12 protein-coding genes, 1 pseudogene and 1 riboswitch are annotated in these 15,486 nt (G+C 72.7%); of the genes and pseudogenes, 8 read left to right on the top strand and 5 right to left on the bottom strand.

Going from position 1 to position 15,486, the window contains the following annotated elements; genetic code table 11:
* Positions 1-83: 83 nt before the first annotated feature.
* Positions 84-249: riboswitch (cyclic di-AMP (ydaO/yuaA leader) on the top strand.
* A gap of 13 nt (positions 250-262) precedes the next feature.
* Positions 263-1,066 carry a M23 family metallopeptidase gene (locus P3L51_RS06200; RefSeq protein WP_354604037.1) on the top strand — a complete coding sequence of 268 codons (804 nt, stop codon included), beginning with the start codon at positions 263-265 and terminating at the stop codon, positions 1,064-1,066.
* A 70-nt stretch (positions 1,067-1,136) separates the two neighbouring features.
* On the opposite strand, the gene P3L51_RS06195 is transcribed toward P3L51_RS06200, so the two are convergent.
* Positions 1,137-1,418, bottom strand: coding sequence for an HPr family phosphocarrier protein (locus P3L51_RS06195; protein ID WP_354604036.1), 282 nt, complete (start codon positions 1,416-1,418; stop codon positions 1,137-1,139).
* Between the two features lie 134 nt (positions 1,419-1,552).
* Here P3L51_RS06195 and P3L51_RS06190 point away from each other — a divergent pair, with 134 nt between their 5' ends.
* The 4 genes and pseudogenes from P3L51_RS06190 to P3L51_RS06175 all read left to right on the top strand — a co-directional run.
* Positions 1,553-4,495 carry a bifunctional acetate--CoA ligase family protein/GNAT family N-acetyltransferase gene (locus tag P3L51_RS06190; RefSeq protein WP_354604035.1) on the top strand — a complete coding sequence of 981 codons (2,943 nt, stop codon included), beginning with the start codon at positions 1,553-1,555 and terminating at the stop codon, positions 4,493-4,495.
* Between the two features lie 48 nt (positions 4,496-4,543).
* Positions 4,544-5,143 (top strand): DUF5998 family protein, encoded by a 600-nt coding sequence (locus P3L51_RS06185; protein WP_354604034.1) that lies wholly within the window; start codon positions 4,544-4,546, stop codon positions 5,141-5,143.
* The gene (locus P3L51_RS06180; RefSeq protein WP_354604033.1) at positions 5,143-6,363 is read left to right on the top strand and encodes an alkaline phosphatase family protein; all 1,221 of its coding nucleotides are present in this window, start codon (positions 5,143-5,145) and stop codon (positions 6,361-6,363) included. Before P3L51_RS06185 ends, P3L51_RS06180 begins: the two co-directional genes overlap by 1 nt.
* 99 nt (positions 6,364-6,462) lie before the next feature.
* Positions 6,463-7,101, top strand: a pseudogene (locus P3L51_RS06175) (thymidine kinase); the annotation flags it as partial.
* A gap of 136 nt (positions 7,102-7,237) precedes the next feature.
* Here the strand turns inward: P3L51_RS06175 and P3L51_RS06170 are convergent.
* Positions 7,238-8,026, bottom strand: a complete 789-nt coding sequence (locus tag P3L51_RS06170) for a VOC family protein (protein ID WP_354604032.1) — start codon at positions 8,024-8,026, stop codon at positions 7,238-7,240.
* A 218-nt stretch (positions 8,027-8,244) separates the two neighbouring features.
* Here P3L51_RS06170 and P3L51_RS06165 point away from each other — a divergent pair, with 218 nt between their 5' ends.
* The gene (locus tag P3L51_RS06165) at positions 8,245-9,081 is read left to right on the top strand and encodes a sulfurtransferase (RefSeq protein WP_354604031.1); all 837 of its coding nucleotides are present in this window, start codon (positions 8,245-8,247) and stop codon (positions 9,079-9,081) included.
* Between the two features lie 97 nt (positions 9,082-9,178).
* On the opposite strand, the gene sepH is transcribed toward P3L51_RS06165, so the two are convergent.
* Positions 9,179-10,228 carry a septation protein SepH gene (gene sepH / locus P3L51_RS06160; protein WP_354604030.1) on the bottom strand — a complete coding sequence of 350 codons (1,050 nt, stop codon included), beginning with the start codon at positions 10,226-10,228 and terminating at the stop codon, positions 9,179-9,181.
* Positions 10,229-10,715: 487 nt separating this feature from the next.
* Between sepH and P3L51_RS06155 the strand changes: the two genes are divergently transcribed.
* A complete protein-coding gene (locus tag P3L51_RS06155; RefSeq protein ID WP_435594388.1) occupies positions 10,716-11,600 on the top strand; it encodes a hypothetical protein in 885 nt (294 codons plus the stop codon).
* Positions 11,601-11,612: 12 nt separating this feature from the next.
* Here P3L51_RS06155 and P3L51_RS06150 read toward each other — a convergent pair whose 3' ends face one another.
* Positions 11,613-12,950 carry a D-arabinono-1,4-lactone oxidase gene (locus P3L51_RS06150; RefSeq protein WP_354604028.1) on the bottom strand — a complete coding sequence of 446 codons (1,338 nt, stop codon included), beginning with the start codon at positions 12,948-12,950 and terminating at the stop codon, positions 11,613-11,615.
* Positions 12,892-14,157: an MFS transporter gene (locus P3L51_RS06145; RefSeq protein WP_354604027.1), complete on the bottom strand. Its 1,266-nt coding sequence runs from the start codon at positions 14,155-14,157 to the stop codon at positions 12,892-12,894. Before P3L51_RS06145 ends, P3L51_RS06150 begins: the two co-directional genes overlap by 59 nt.
* A 154-nt stretch (positions 14,158-14,311) precedes the next feature.
* Between P3L51_RS06145 and P3L51_RS06140 the strand changes: the two genes are divergently transcribed.
* Positions 14,312-15,439, top strand: coding sequence for a ferrochelatase (locus P3L51_RS06140; protein ID WP_354604026.1), 1,128 nt, complete (start codon positions 14,312-14,314; stop codon positions 15,437-15,439).
* The last annotated feature ends 47 nt before the right edge of the window (positions 15,440-15,486 follow it).

The raw sequence follows: 15,486 nt of genomic DNA, 5'->3' as shown, positions 1-15,486 counted from the left end.
TGGCCTGTCCGTTTGGTGATTGAAAGATGACCCCTTTAGCGTCGGTCCGGCTGTCCGCCAGAGCCCGCCGCATCCGCGGCACCGGACAGCCATCGCCGAGTCCCCGTCAGGCGCGAGCCTGGGGAGCCGGGGACCCATTCACGTCCCTGGGGTGAATCGGGGGCCTTCGCGCAATCCGCGGAGGAGCCCGTAGGAGACCTTCCTGCTCCGAACCCGTCAGCTAACCCGGTAGGCGAGAAGGAAGGAAAGGACCAGCCACTTCATGGCGTTCACCCGTGCCCCCGGGAAGCACCGTGCCCCGAGCCGAATGACGCGCAGAAGCGCGAACATCGCCGGAGTCGCGACTCTCACAGCGGCCGGTGTCATCGGCACCCTCGCCTCCCCGGCGCTCGCCGCCGACGTGGAGGCGGCCGTCGCCCAGGACGCCGTCCCGGTCACCCCGGTCCGCGCCATCGTCATCGACACCTCGCTCGCCGCGAAGATCGACGCCCAGGCCGACGCGCAGCACCTGGCCGTCCGGAAGGCCGCGGAGGCGAAGGCGGAGGCCAAAGCCGCGGCCCGCGCCAAGGCCGAGGCGAAGCGCAAGGCGGCGGCCCGCGCCAAGGAGATCCGCGAGGAGAAGGAGCGCGCGACACGGGCCGCGGAGCGCGAGCGCCTCAACTCCTACCGACTCCCCGTCACCGGCTCACCGGTCACCACCGGCTATCGGACCGGCGGCGCGCTCTGGTCCTCCGGCAGCCACTCCGGCGTCGACTTCCGCGCGGCGTCCGGCACTTCGGTCGTGGCCGTCGGCGCGGGCACCGTCGTCGAGGCCGGCTGGGGCGGCGCGTACGGCAACAACGTCGTCATCCGCATGAACGACGGCACGTACACCCAGTACGGACACCTCTCCTCGATCGGCGTCTCCGTCGGCCAGAGCGTCACGCCGGGCGCGCGGATCGCGCTCTCGGGCTCGACCGGCAACTCGACCGGCCCACACCTGCACTTCGAGGCACGGACGAGCGCGGAGTACGGCTCCGACATCGACCCGGTCGCGTACCTGCGCGCGCACGGCGTCGGCGTCTGACGGCACGGACATCCACCTACGACGAAGGCCCCGGCGTCCCGCGCCGGGGCCTTCGTCGTACAGGTGCGGCTCAGACGGTCTCGGGAAGCTCGTCCAGTCCCTCGGCGACCAGCTTCGCCAGCCGGTCCAGCGCGGCGTCGGCGTCGTCCGCGTCGGAGAACAGGACGATCTCGTCGCCGCCCTGCGCGCCCAGTCCCAGCACGGCGAGCATCGACGCCGCGTTGACCGGGCTGCCGTCGGCCTTGGCGATCGTCACCGGAACGCCGGAGGCCGTGGCGGCGCGGACGAAGATGGAGGCGGGACGGGCGTGCAGGCCCTCGGCCCAGCCGACGTTGACGCGGCGCTCAGCCATGGTGTTGCCCTTCAAAGTCACAGTTGTTGTCTAGACCAGTGTCTCATGTGCCCCGTAACGGACCGGTGAGGCACCCCCAGACTGCCCCGGCCGGACAACCGCCGCTACCCGTGTGCGCGCCGTAGGCTCTCCCCATGACGCCGCCGTCGCAGCACGCCTACCCCGCTCACTGGGAAGCAGACGTGGTCCTGCGCGACGGGGGCACCGCCCGCGTCCGGCCCATCACCACCGACGACGCCGAGCGCCTGGTCAGCTTCTACGAACAGGTCTCGGACGAGTCGAAGTACTACCGCTTCTTCGCGCCCTACCCCCGGCTCTCCGACAAGGACGTCTACCGGTTCACCCACCACGACTACGTGGACCGGGTGGGCCTCGCCGTGACCGTCGGCGGCGAGTTCGTCGCCACCGTCCGCTACGACCGCATCGACAGCCGGGGCATGCCCGCGTCGGCCCCCGCCGACGAGGCGGAGGTCGCCTTCCTCGTCCAGGACGCGCACCAGGGGCGCGGGATCGCCTCCGCGCTCCTGGAACACATCGCCGCGGTGGCGCGCGAGCGCGGGATCCGGCGCTTCGCAGCGGAGGTGCTGCCCGCCAACAACAAGATGATCAAGGTGTTCCGGGACGCCGGGTTCACCCAGAAACGCAACTTCGAGGACGGCTCGGTCCGCCTCGTACTCGACCTCGAACCGACCGCCGAGTCCCTCGCCGTCCAGCGGGGCCGCGAGCAGCGCGCCGAGGCGCGCTCCGTCCAGCGGCTTCTCGGCCCGTCGTCCGTGGCCGTCGTCGGCGCCGGCCGCACGGCGGGCGGCGTGGGGCGGGCGGTGCTGCGCAATCTCCTCGACGGGGGCTTCACCGGGCGTACGTACGCGGTGAATCTGGCCCTGCCCCCGGAACTGGCCGAGATCGGGGGCGTCCCGGCCGTACGCTCCGTCGCGGAGATCCAGGAGCCCGTCGACCTCGCGATCGTCGCCGTCCCCGCCGAGCGGGTGCCCGAAGTCGTCGCCGACTGCGGCGAACACGGTGTCCAGGGCCTGGTCGTCCTGTCCGCCGGATACGCGGAGAGCGGGCCCACCGGGCGGGAGCGGCAGCGCGCACTGGTGCGGCAGGCGCGGTCGTACGGGATGCGGGTCATCGGGCCCAACGCGTTCGGCGTCATCAACACCTCACCACCCGTCCGGCTGAACGCCTCGCTCGCGCCCGAACCGCCCGACCGGGGGCGGATCGGCCTCTTCACCCAGTCGGGCGCGATCGGCATCGCGCTGCTCGCCGGGCTGGTCCGGCGCGGCGCGGGCCTGTCCACCTTCATCTCGGCGGGCAACCGCGCGGACGTGTCGGGCAACGACTTCCTCCAGTACTGGCACGACGACCCGGACACCGACGTCGTGCTGCTGTACCTCGAATCGATCGGCAACCCACGGAAGTTCACACGCCTGGCGAGGCGTACGGGGGCGGTGAAGCCCGTCGTCGTCGCGAAGGGCGCGCGGCACAGCGGCAGCGCGCCGCCGGGGCACGCGGTGCCGGTCACCCGCATCCCGGAAGCGACGGTCTCGGCGCTGCTCAGCCAGGCGGGGGTGATCCGCGTGGACACCGTCACGGAGCTGGTGGACGCGGGCGTCCTGCTCGCGACCCAGCCCCTGCCGGCGGGGCCGCACGTGGCGATCCTCGGCAACTCGGAGTCGCTCGGGCTCCTCACGTACGACGCCTGTCTGACGGAGGGCCTGCGCCCACTGCCCCCGCTCGACCTCACGACATCGGCCCGCCCGGAGGACTTCCGTACGGCGCTGGCCACGGCACTGGCGGACCCGGGCTGCGACGCGGTCGTCGTCACGGCGATCCCCTGGGTCGGCGAGAACGGCGCGAGGGAGTCGGGCGACGGCGAGGTCCTGGCGACGGCGCTGCGCGAGGCGGCCTCGATGTCGCCGGCGAAGCCGGTGGCGGTGGTCCACGTGGAGATCGGCGGCCTGGCGAAGGCACTCTCGGCGGCCACGACGACGGCCCCCCGCCCGGGCCCGATGCCGGGCGCCGCCGCTGCCGACGACGAGACGCCGGACAGACCGGCCGACAGCGGCCAGGTCCCCAGGACCCCGAACCCGGCCCCCACCCCCGAGACCCCGACCGCCCGGCCCGCGCCGGGACCCGGCCCCGTCGCCGGGCCGGGCCGTCAGCCGGCCGACGGCGCCGACCCCGCGTCCGACACCACCCCCGGCCGGATCCCCGCCTACCCCGCCGCCGAGCGTGCCGTGCGGGCGCTCAGCCAGGCCGTCACCTACGCGCAGTGGCGGCGGCAGGCCGCCGAGCCCGGCAAGGTGCCCGAGTACGACGACATCGACGAGAGCGGCGCCGCCGGGCTCATCGACCGGATGCTCGGCGCCGCGTCCCCCGACCCGCAGGGGCTGAGCCTCGGCGACGACGACACCCGCGAACTGCTCGGCCGGTACGGGATCGCCGTACGGCCCACCCTGCCCGCGCCCGGACCCGACGACGCCGTGGAGGCCGCCGCCCGGCTCGGCTACCCCGTCGCGCTCAAGACCACCGCCCCACATCTGCGCCACCGGGCCGACCTCGGCGGCGTACGCCTCGATCTCCCCGACGAGGCGCAGCTGCGGACGGCGTACCGCGAACTCACCGACCTGCTCGGCGAGCCCGCCGAGCTGCGGCCCGTCGTCCAGGCGATGGCACCGCGCGGGGTGGACACCGTCGTGCGCGCGGTCATCGACCCGGCGGCCGGCGCCGTGCTCTCGTTCGGGCTGGCGGGCGTGGCCTCCGAACTGCTGGGCGATGTGGCGCACCGGCTCGTCCCCGTCACCGACCGCGACGCCGCCGAACTGCTCCGCTCCATCCGCACCGCACCCCTCCTCTTCGGCTGGCGCGGCTCCGCGCCCGTCGACACCGCCGCACTCGAAGAGCTGCTGCTGCGGGTGTCCCGGCTCGTCGACGACCACCCGGAGATCGTCTCCGTCGCGCTCGAACCGGTGGTGGTCGCCACGACCGGCCTCTCCGTGCTCGGCGCGAGCGTCCGCCTCGCCCCACCACCGTCCCGCGACGACCTCGGACCCCGCCGCCTGCCCAGCTACTAGGCCCCCGCACGGTCCTGGCCATACATCCCGCCACCGTAGGATGGGGCCATGGCGAAGACCGGTACGACGACCCAGGGGCTGCGCACGGCGATCGAGCGCAGTGGCTACTACCCGGCTCTCGTGGCCGAAGCGGTGGAAGCCGCTGTCGGAGGCGAGCCGATCGCTTCGTATCTGGTGCACCAGGAGACGACGTTCGACTCCAACGAGGTCCGCCGGCATGTCACCGTCCTCGTCCTCACCGCCCACCGCTTCATCGTCAGCCACACCGACGAGCAGGCCGCCGACACCAGTTCGCCGACGCCGTACGCCACCACCTCGACCGAGTCCGTGAAGCTGGACCGGATCTCCTCCGTGGTCGTCAGCCGCGTCGTCGCGAACCCCGAGTCGTACACCCCGGGCACCCTGCCCCGCGAGGTCGTCCTCACCATCGGCTGGGGCGCCGTCTCCCGGATCGATCTGGAGCCCGCCGCCTGCGGCGACCCCAACTGCGAGGCGGACCACGGCTACACGGGCAACTCCACCGCCGACGACCTGAGCCTGCGCGTCAGCGAGGCCGGTGACGGACCCGACACCGTCCGGCAGACGCTCGTCTTCGCCCAGTCGCTCTCCGAGGCCACCGCGGCCGCCCCGTCGTCGACCGGCCGTTGATGGCCGCCCCGCCCGCCGCCTGGCAGGACCCGGTCCCGCTCGCCCTGGACACCGCGCCCGTCCCCGAGTACGGCGGCGGCTCGCTCGCCGACCTGCTGCCCACCCTCGTCGCCGGCCAGGGCGTCACCGTCCCGGGCACCGTCCCCGGCACCCCGGCCGCCGTCATCCCCGAACTCACCCCGGCCGACCGCAACTGCGTCTTCCTGATCGACGGCCTCGGCTGGCAGCAGATCAAGGACCACCCCGACGAGGCGCCGTATCTGACGTCGCTGCTCGCCACTTCACGCGGCGGCACCGGTCGGCCGATCACCGTCGGTTTCCCCGCCACCACCGCGACCTCGCTCGCCTCCATCGGTACGGGCCTGCCGCCGGGCGTCCACGGCATGCCCGGCTACACCGTGCGCGACCCCGCGACCGACCGGCTGATGAACCAGCTCCGCTGGCGACCCTGGACCGACCCGCACGTCTGGCAGCCGTATCCCACGATCTTCCAGCTCGCCGACGCCGCCGGGATCCACGCCGCCCAGGTGTCGTCCCCGATCTTCGAACGCACCCCGCTCACCGATGTCGCCCTGAGCGGCGGCACCTTCCACGGCCGCCTCTCCGGCGAGGAGCGGATGGACCTCGCCGCCGCCCAACTGGCCGCGGGGGACCGGTCGCTGGTCTACACGTACTACAGCGAGGTCGACGGCAAGGGCCACAAGTTCGGCATGGACTCCGACGCCTGGCGCGGCCAGCTGATGTACGTGGACCGGCTCGCCCAGCGTCTCGCCGAGCAACTGCCGCCGCGCTCCGCCCTGTACATCACCGCCGACCACGGCATGATCGACATCCCCTTCGACGAGGAGTCGCGCATCGACTTCGACGAGGACTGGGAGCTGCGCGCCGGCGTGGCCCTCCTCGGCGGCGAGGGCCGCGCCCGCCACGTCTACGCGGTACCGGGCGCCGAGGCGGACGTCCTCACCGTCTGGCGCGAGGTGCTGGGCGATCGGTTCTGGGTCGCGAGCCGCGACGAGGCCATCGCGGCGGGCTGGTTCGGCCCGCCGCACACGGTCGAGGAGCGGGTGTACGGCCGGATCGGCGACGTCGTGGCCGCCGCCCACGACGACGTGGTCATCACCGCCTCCGTCCACGAGCCGCGCGAGTCCGAGATGGTCGGCATGCACGGCTCGATGACCCCCGTCGAGCAGTTGGTGCCGCTCCTCGAAGTACGCTCGTAGCCGCGCGCCCCGGTCACCCCCGGCGCACCCGCCCCCGGACCGCTCCGCACCGGCGCGCGCCACCTGCCCCCGTCGTATCTGAAAGGCCGTCACTTCCTCATGCCCGAGCTGGTGTTCTTCTCCGGAACCATGGACTGCGGAAAGAGCACCCTGGCTCTGCAGATCGAGCACAACCGCTCGACCCGCGGCCTCCTCGGCATGATCTTCACGCGCGACGACCGCGCGGGCGAGGGCAAGCTCTCCTCCCGGCTCGGCCTGGTGACCGACGCCGTCGAGGCGGCCGAGGGCTTCGACTTCTACGCGTACATCGTCGACCGCCTCTCCCAGGGCGGCCGTTGCGACTACGTCATCGCCGACGAGGCGCAGTTCCTCGCGCCCGAGCAGGTCGACCAGCTCGCCCGGATCGTGGACGACCTCGAACTGGACGTCTTCACCTTCGGCATCACCACCGACTTCCGCACCGAGCTCTTTCCCGGCTCGCGGCGGCTGGTGGAACTCGCCGACCGCGTCGAGGTCCTTCAGGTCGAGGCGCTGTGCTGGTGCGGGGCGCGGGCCACGCACAACGCCCGTTCGGTCGGCGGGGTGATGGTGGTCGAAGGTGCCCAGGTCGTCGTCGGCGACGTGCACCAGTCGCAGGACGAGGTCGGCTACGAGGTGCTGTGCCGGCGCCACCACCGGCGCCGTATGACGGCGGCCACCGCCAGAGCCGCCGCGCTGTCGCCGGACGTGCTGCCCGTCGAGATCGGCGCACAGGCGGACGCGGTGCGAACGGAGAGCGTACGGACCGACGACGCACGGCGCGACGCCGTACACAGCGACGCCGTACACCGTGATGCCGTTCACCGCGATGCCGCCCGCGCCCCCGGCCTCCGACTCAGCGGTCCGCCGAGCGCACCACGCTGAAGACCGCGCCCTCCGGATCCGCCACGGTCGCCACCCGCCCCGCCGCCGTCTCCCACGGCGGCTCGATCACATGCCCGCCCAACTCGGTGACGCGCCGGACCGCGGCGTCCGTGTCGTCCACCTCGAAGTACGTCATCCAGTGCGCCCCCCGGATCGGGCCCAGGCCCTCGCCCACCCCGTGCAGCGTCGCCACCGCGCGCCCGTCGAGGCTCAGCGTCACCACGTCGTCGCGATTCCCGTCCTGGCCGGTCGTCTCCAGCTCGTATCCGAAGACCGACCGGTAGAACGTGCTCATCCACGTGGCCTCGCGGGTCACCAACTCGTTCCAGACCGGCGTCCCGTGCGGCCCGGCGACGGCCGTGCCGGTGTGCGCCCGCGCCTGCCAGATACCGAAGAGCGCGCCGGCCGGATCCGACGCCATGGCGAGGCGCCCCTCCGAGCCCGCGTCCAGCGGCCCCACTCCGACGGTGCCGCCGTAGCCCCTGATCGCCTCGGCCGTCGCGTCGGCGTCGTCCGTGGCGAGATACGTCGTCCACGCGAGCGGCAGCCGTCTGCCCGGCGCCAGTTCGCCGATTCCGGCGACCTCCTTGCCGTCGAGGACACCACGCACGTACGGGCCGAACTGCTGGGCCCCCGGCACCCGGACGAACTTCCAGCCGAACAGGGCCCCGTAGAAGTCCTGTGTCGTGCCGAGGCTGTGCACCATCAGACTCACCCAGCACGGTGTGCCGGGTCTGCGCCGGACCGCTGCCTCGGTCATCGTCGCTCTCCTCTCGAACCGTTCGCGGACGGTCGTGATCGGGATGGGCATGCGGAAGTCAGATGGTTCCACTCCCCACCGCCCACCGTGCCCCGGCCGCGCCGCTTTTGGCGTGATCTAGCAAGAGGATGACCGTTTTGACAGGGACGTAACGTTGTCGTGCTATCACCCACCGGGTCGAAGCCGAACGCCCTTGCCGGTGCGCGAGGATGGCACGCATGACAGTCATCATCTCCGCGTCCGAACTCGCCGACGCGACGGCCGGGCCCCGGCCGCCCGTCCTGCTCGACGTCCGCTACGCGCCCGGCGCCCCGCCCGGCCGCCCGGAGTACGACGCCGGTCATCTGCCGGGCGCCGTCTTCGTCGACCTCGAAGCGGAGCTGTCGGGCCCGCCCGGCGACGGTGGCCGTCATCCGCTGCCCGACGTCGCCGTGTTCGGCGCGGCGATGCGCCGCGCGGGCGTCTCGGCCGACACACCGGTCGTCGTCCACGACGCCGGTCTGGGCTGGGCCGCGGCCCGCGCCTGGTGGATGCTGCGCTGGGCCGGTCACCGGGACGTACGGGTGCTGGACGGCGGACTCGCGGGCTGGGGCGGCCCGTTGACCACCGAGATCCCGACACCGGACGAGGGCGACTTCAGCCCCGTACCTGACTCGCTTCCCCTGCTCGACGCGGACGGCGCGGCCGCGCTGGCCCGCGACGGGCTGCTGTTCGACGCGCGCGCCGCCGAGCGTTACCGGGGTGACGTCGAACCGCTGGACCGCGTCGGCGGGCACATTCCGGGCGCGGTCTCGGCCCCCACCTCCGAGAACGTCGGCGCCGACGGCCGCTTCCTCCCGGCCGAGGCGCTCGCGGCCCGGTTCGAGGCGCTGGGCGCGACGGCCGACGGCACCGGCCCGCGCGTCGGTGTCTACTGCGGCTCCGGGGTGTCGGCGGCGCACCAGTTGGTGGCGCTGGAGATCGCGGGCATCCCGGCGGCGCTGTACGCCGGTTCGTGGTCGGAGTGGACGGCGGACCTCTCGCGCCCGGTGGCGACGGGCCCCGACCCGCGGTAGGCCCCAGGGGCGTGTGACGTCATGGGCAGGGGCCGTACGGATGCGCTCGTACGGCCCCGGCTCCGTCTTGTCGGTCTTGTCGGTCTTGTCGGTCCGGTCAGTCCTGCTTCTTGCGACGCGTGCCGAACACGATCTCGTCCCAGCTCGGCACGGCGGCACGGCGGTTGGGCCGTACCCCGTCGGCCTCCGCCTGACGGTCCGTCGTACCGGTCAGCCGGTCGCGGTGGCCCGCCACCGAACGCGGCATCAGCACATCCGCGTACGCGGACCCCGCGCCCGCCGAGGCGGCCGGTGCCACCGGCTCCTCCTCGGGCGCCTGACCGGGCTCGATGGCCGGCGGCTCGGGCGGCGAGGGCCGCTCCGGGACCACCATGTCGCCACGGAAGCTCGGCACCGCCTCCAGCAGGCTGGTCAGGGTGTCGCGCTCACTGGTGTCCTCGTCCGGATCCAGCGCGTTCGGGCGCTCCATCTGCCGTTCCAGAGCGCGGTCGAGCGGCCGTTCACGATCCCTCGGCAGCCGCGCGATGCGCGGTACGAAGGGAAAGCTCGGCTCCTTCGTGCCGACGGCCAGTGAGTCGTCCGTCTCACCGATCAGCGAGCGTGCCTCGTCGTCGACGGCCTGGACGAGCCGTCGGGGCGGGTCGTACGTCCAGCTCGCCGAGTGCGGTTCGCCCGCGACCCGGTAGACGAGCAGGACTTCCCAGGTGCCGTCGTCGCGGCGCCACGAGTCCCACTGCGCGGTCTCCTTCTCGGCACCGCGCATGAGCAGCCGCTCGTTCACCGCCTCGCCCAGCTGGGGACCGGTGTTCTCGCCGGGGCGGCGTACCGCCGTCTTCCTGGCGCGCTCGGCCATGAAGGCGCGCTCGGCCAGCACGGGGCCCTCGAAGCGCCGGACCCGGTCGACCGGGATCCCGGCCATCTGGGCGACCTCTTCGGCGGAGGCTCCAGAACGTATCCGCGCCTGGATGTCACGGGGCCTGAGGTGGCTCTCCACCTCGATCTCGATCTGGCCGAGGCGAGCACGGTCGTTGCGTACGGCCGCTCGCAGCCGCTCGTCGATGGGGAGCGTGTACTCCGTGCTGTCGGCAGCCTTGAGCACCAGTCGTGTGCCGTCATTGGAGACGGCCACGACACGCAGTTCGGGCATGGGGACCTCCCGGGTGGTGCCTGCCGACGTCACGTGCGTCGCTGCTTCCGCTAGTCGAGTGTGACCTGCCCGGGTGCAGCCTGCCACAACCTTGCCGAGTTGCCCGGCGTGTCGGGCATGGGCCCTGGAACGCCGTCATGACACGGTTGCCTGTTTGCGACGCAGAGTGACGGACCTGGTCACTTTGCGTAGCAGGCGCCCGTGCGGTGCCATCGCGCCGCCGGATCGAGTGCCACTTCGGCCCCCTCCCGAAGACCCGGACACCTGTGAGGGAGTCCGGCCCCAGGGCTCGCCACAGTACTCCATTCGGGCCATCGGGGTGGACTGCGACGCCACCGAAGTTCTGTGGAGGTACGGCAGTTGAGGGGGTGTCCGTATGCCGTACGCGTGTCCCAATTCACACAATCTCCAGAAGCGGAACTATCCGATTCGCTCAAATGTCTCTTCCTGGTGCACGGTGGCACAGATGGGCAAACAGAGGTCGGAGATGGATCAGAGGCAGAATCCGGGCATTCGGACCGGCGAGGGAACCGTGACACAACGGCTCGAACTGAGCGTGCCGCAGGTCGCGGGCAGCGCGCTCGCGGCCATCGCCGCGGCGGTGTTCGCCTCGAAGCTCGGGGTGTACGGCACGATCATCGGCGCCGGTGTGGTCAGCGTGATCGCCACCTGCGGCGGCACGGTCTTCCAGCACCTGTTCCGGCGCACCGGCGACCAGATTCGCGAGGTCTCGGTCCAGGTGAAGCCGAGGGCGCGCCAGGTGTACGACTCCGAGCCGGCGCCCGTCCCGGAACCGGCGCGCGCCGGCCGGTCTCCTGAAGAGGCCGCCGCGCGGGAGCCCTCCGCCCGGGAGTTCTCCATCCAGGAGCCTTCCGCCCGGGACGAGTTCGGGGGAACCACCACGTACGGCACGCGGGTACGCGGCTGGAAGCGGCCCGTCGTCGCGGCCGTGGTGGTCTTCGCCGTGGCGATGCTCGGCATCACCGGCTACGAGTTGGCCGCCGGCCAGGATCTGAGCGGCGGCAAGGGAACGACGTTCAGCTCCGTCGTGCGAGGCGGGGACACTGGCCGCGACTCCTCTCCCGACCGGCCGGCCGAGCCGGGCGACGGCGGATCGACCCCCTCCGGCGACGGCACGGGAAGCGGCACGGGGACCGCCCCGGACCCGGGCACCGGCACCGGCGGCACCCCGACCCCGTCCGCGCCGGGCGACGGACAGAGCCCGAACCCCCCGGAGACCGGCGGTCCTTCGACCGCCCCGTCCCCCGACGCCTCGCGTCCGGACGGCGGATCCGGCGGATCCGGCGCCCCCGAGGACCAGACCGTCCCACCCCCGACGCCCACGGCTCCGACGCCGAGTCCGTCCGGCTGACGGCGAGAGGCGCTATCCGCCGATGACCCGCCGCAGATACGGATTCCCGAACAGCCGCTCCGGGTCCAGCCGGTCCCGCACGGCCGTGAACTCGTCGAAGCGGGGATAGACCCCGGCCAGATACGCCGCGTTCCGCGTGTGCACCTTGCCCCAGTGCGGCCGGCCGCCGTGCGCGGTCATGATCCGCTCGACCGCCGTGAAATACGAGCGGTAGGGCGTGCCCCGGTACAGATGCACCGCGATGTACGCCGTCTCCCGCCCCGACGCCGTCGAGAGCGGGATGTCGTCGGCGGGCGCGGTCCGCACCTCCACCGGGAAACCCACCCGGAGTGGTGAACGCTCGATCATGGCCTTGACCTCGCGCAGCGCGCCCACCGCGGCCTCGCGCGGCAGGGCGTACTCCATCTCCACGAAACGCACACGGCGCGGGCTCGTGAAGACCTTGTAGGGAATGTCCGTGTATGTGCGGGCGGACAGGGCGCGGCTGGCGACTCCGGCGATCACGGGGATGGTCCTGGGCACCGCCCGGCCGACCGAACAGGCCACCTGGAACAGCCCGTTGGAGAGGAGTTCGTCCTCGATCCAGCCGCTGACCCGGCCGGGAGGCGCCGCCGGGCCCGCGCTGCGGTTGTTGCGCTTGGTGTTGCAGTTGCCGGTGTGCGGAAACCAGTAGAACTCGAAGTGCTCGTTCTCCGCGACGAGCGCGTCGAAGTCGGCCGTCACCCGGTCGAACGGCATCGGCTCCTCGCGCGCCGTCAGCAGGAAGACCGGCTCGACGGCGAAGGTGATCGCCGTGACGACACCCAGCGCGCCCAGCCCGATCCGGGCGCTCGCGAAGATCTCCGGATTCTCCGCCGGGGAGCACGTCAGTACGGAGCCGTCCGCCGTGACGAGCTCCAGCGCCCGGATCTGCGCCGCGATCGAGGCCGACTCGCGGCCGGTGCCGTGCGTGCCCGTGGAGGTCGCGCCGGCGACGGTCTGATCCATGATGTCGCCCATGTTCGTGAGCGACAGGCCCTCCCTGGCCAGGGCCTCGTTCAGCCGCTTCAGCGGGGTGCCCGCCGCCACGGTGACGGTGCCGGCGGTCCGGTCGATCTCCCGGATGCCGGTGAGCAGATCGGGCCGTATCAGCAGCCCGTCAGTGGCTGCCGCGGATGTGAACGAGTGCCCCGTACCGACCGCCTTGACCCGCAGTCCGTCCGCGGCGGCCGTACGGATCGCCTCGGCGAGTTCTTCCACGGAGGCGGGGGAGAGCGTGCGGGCGGGACGCGCGCTCACGTTCCCCGCCCAGTTACGCCAGGTGCTTGTCGCGTTCCTCGTCGTCGCCGCGCCTGTACCGGTGTTGGTCATCAGCTCCGCGCCCCTCCCGATCCGTTGGCCGCTCCCGCAGCCGGCGGTGGCCCAGCAGCGCCACCAGAGCCGCGGCCACCCCCGCCGCGACGGGCACAGCGAACCCCGCCCGCGCCCCGGAGGCGTCCACCACCCAGCCCCCGGCGGAGGAGCCGAGCGCCACTCCGACGGCGAGTCCGGTACTGGTCCATGTCATGCCCTCGGTGAGCTTGGTACGAGGTACGTGCGCTTCGACGAGGGCCATCGTCGTCACCATCGTCGGTGCGATCGAGAGGCCGGCGACGAAGAGCGCCACGGCCAGGATCGGCAGGCTCCCGGCCAGTTGGAGGGGGATCATACTCACGGCCATCGCACAGACGCCCACCAGCCACCTCCTGGACGCGCTGCCCCGCGGATGCAGCAGACCGAAGACGGCACCGGCGAGGCAGGAACCGAGCGCGTAGACGGCCAGCACGAGGCTCGCCGCCGTCTTGTTCCCGCGCTCCTCCGCGAACGCCACGGTCACCACGTCGATGGCGCCGAAGATCGCGCCGGTCGCCACGAACGTCACCACGAGCACCTGGAGACCGGGGGAGCGCAGCGCGGTCCCCACGGTGTGGTGCTCACGGGACTGCGGCACGGGCTCGGTGGCCCGCTGCGCCGTCAGCCAGAAGACCCCCGCCACCAGGAACACCGCGGCCAGCAGCGGCCCCGCCTCGGGGAACCAGGCCGTGGACAGACCGATCGCGATGATCGGGCCGAAGATGAAGCACAGCTCATCGACGATCGACTCCCACGAGTACGCGGCGTGCAGCTCACGCGGCGACCCCCGGTAGATCTCCGCCCAGCGCGCCCGGACCATCGACCCCACGCTCGGCACACAGCCCGCGCCCGCGGCGAAGACGAAGAGCGTCCACTCCGGGGCCGACTGCTGGGCGCACACCAGGAGTCCGGCGACGGCCGTCACGGCGGTCAGCGCGGCGGGCCGCAGGACCCGCCGCTGACCGTGCCGGTCCACGAGCCGGGAGATCAGCGGCCCCATCCCGGCGGCGGACATCGCGAGCGTCGCCGCCAGCGCGCCCGCCAGCCCGTACCGCCCGGTGAGCTGGGAGATCATCGTCACGACGCCGATGCCCATCATGGACAGCGGCATCCGGCCGACGAGACCGGCCGCGCTGAAACTCCGGGTGCCGGGCGCGGCGAAGATCGCGCGGTAGGGACTGGGCACGTGTCGCTCCGGTAGGCGCTGTCGCGAGTGACGGCACGTACGGCCGCTGAACACTGGCGGTAAGGAATGAACAGGCGCAGACAGCTTACGGCCGGGTGGCCTTCCGGCGCGCCTCGGTTGATCGCCCCCCGACGGTGGATGGCAGGATCGAGGCATGCCCGAACAGCTTGCGACTTCTCCTTACGACGCCTTGCTCCTGCTGTCCTTCGGTGGCCCGGAAGGCCCGGACGACGTGGTTCCGTTCCTTGAGAACGTGACCCGTGGCCGGGGCATCCCGAAGGAGCGGCTCAGAGAAGTCGGGCAGCACTACTTCCTGTTCGGCGGGGTCAGCCCGATCAACGAACAGAACCGCGTCCTACTGAGGGCGCTGCGCGAGGACTTCGCCGAGAACGGCCTGGAACTGCCGGTCTACTGGGGCAACCGCAACTGGGCGCCCTATCTGACCGACACCCTGCGGGAGATGGTCAAGGACGGCAGACGCCGCATCGCCGTCCTGGCCACCAGCGCCTACGCCTCGTACTCCGGCTGCCGGCAGTACCGCGAGAACCTCGCGGACGCGCTCGCGACGCTGGCGGACGAGGGGCTGGAGCTGCCCCGTGTAGACAAGCTGCGGCACTACTTCAACCACCCCGGCTTCGTGCGGCCGATGGCCGAGAGCGTGCTCGCGTCCCTCGCGGGCCTTCCCGAGGACGTGCGCGCGGGGGCGCACCTCGCCTTCACGACCCACTCCGTCCCGCTGGCCGCCGCCGACACCTCGGGCCGCGTCGAGGACCACGGCGACGGCGGCGCGTACGTCGCCCAGCACCTCGACGTGGCGCGGCTGATCGCCGACGCGGTCCGCGAGGAGACCGGCGTCGAGCACCCCTGGCGGCTCGTCTACCAGTCGCGCAGCGGGGCGCCGCACATCCCGTGGCTGGAGCCGGACATCTGCGACCACCTGGAGGCCGTGCACGGCGCCGGGGCCCCGGCGGTCGTCATGGTGCCCATCGGGTTCGTCTCGGACCACATGGAGGTGCTGTACGACCTCGACACCGAGGCCACGGCGAAGGCCGCCGAACTGGGCCTGCCGGTCCGGCGCTCGGCGACGGTGGGGGCCGACGGGCGCTTCGTCGGCGCGGTACGCGATCTCCTCCTGGAGCGCGCGGCGACCGAGCGGGGGCTCGCGCCGGACCGGTGCGCGCTCGGGACGCTCGGCGCGAGTCACGACGTCTGCCCGGTCGGCTGCTGCCCCGCCAGGACGCCCCGCCCGGCCGCCGCCGGCGCCGACAGCCCGTACGCCTGACGCCTGTACGCCCGGCTCCCGTACCCCCGGCTCCCGTACCCCCGGCT

This window comes from Streptomyces panacea, from assembly GCF_040560175.1.
Lineage (GTDB): Bacteria > Actinomycetota > Actinomycetes > Streptomycetales > Streptomycetaceae > Streptomyces > Streptomyces panacea.
Note: the sequence above shows the minus strand (reverse complement) of the source record. Positions and strands in the feature narration are given on the sequence as shown.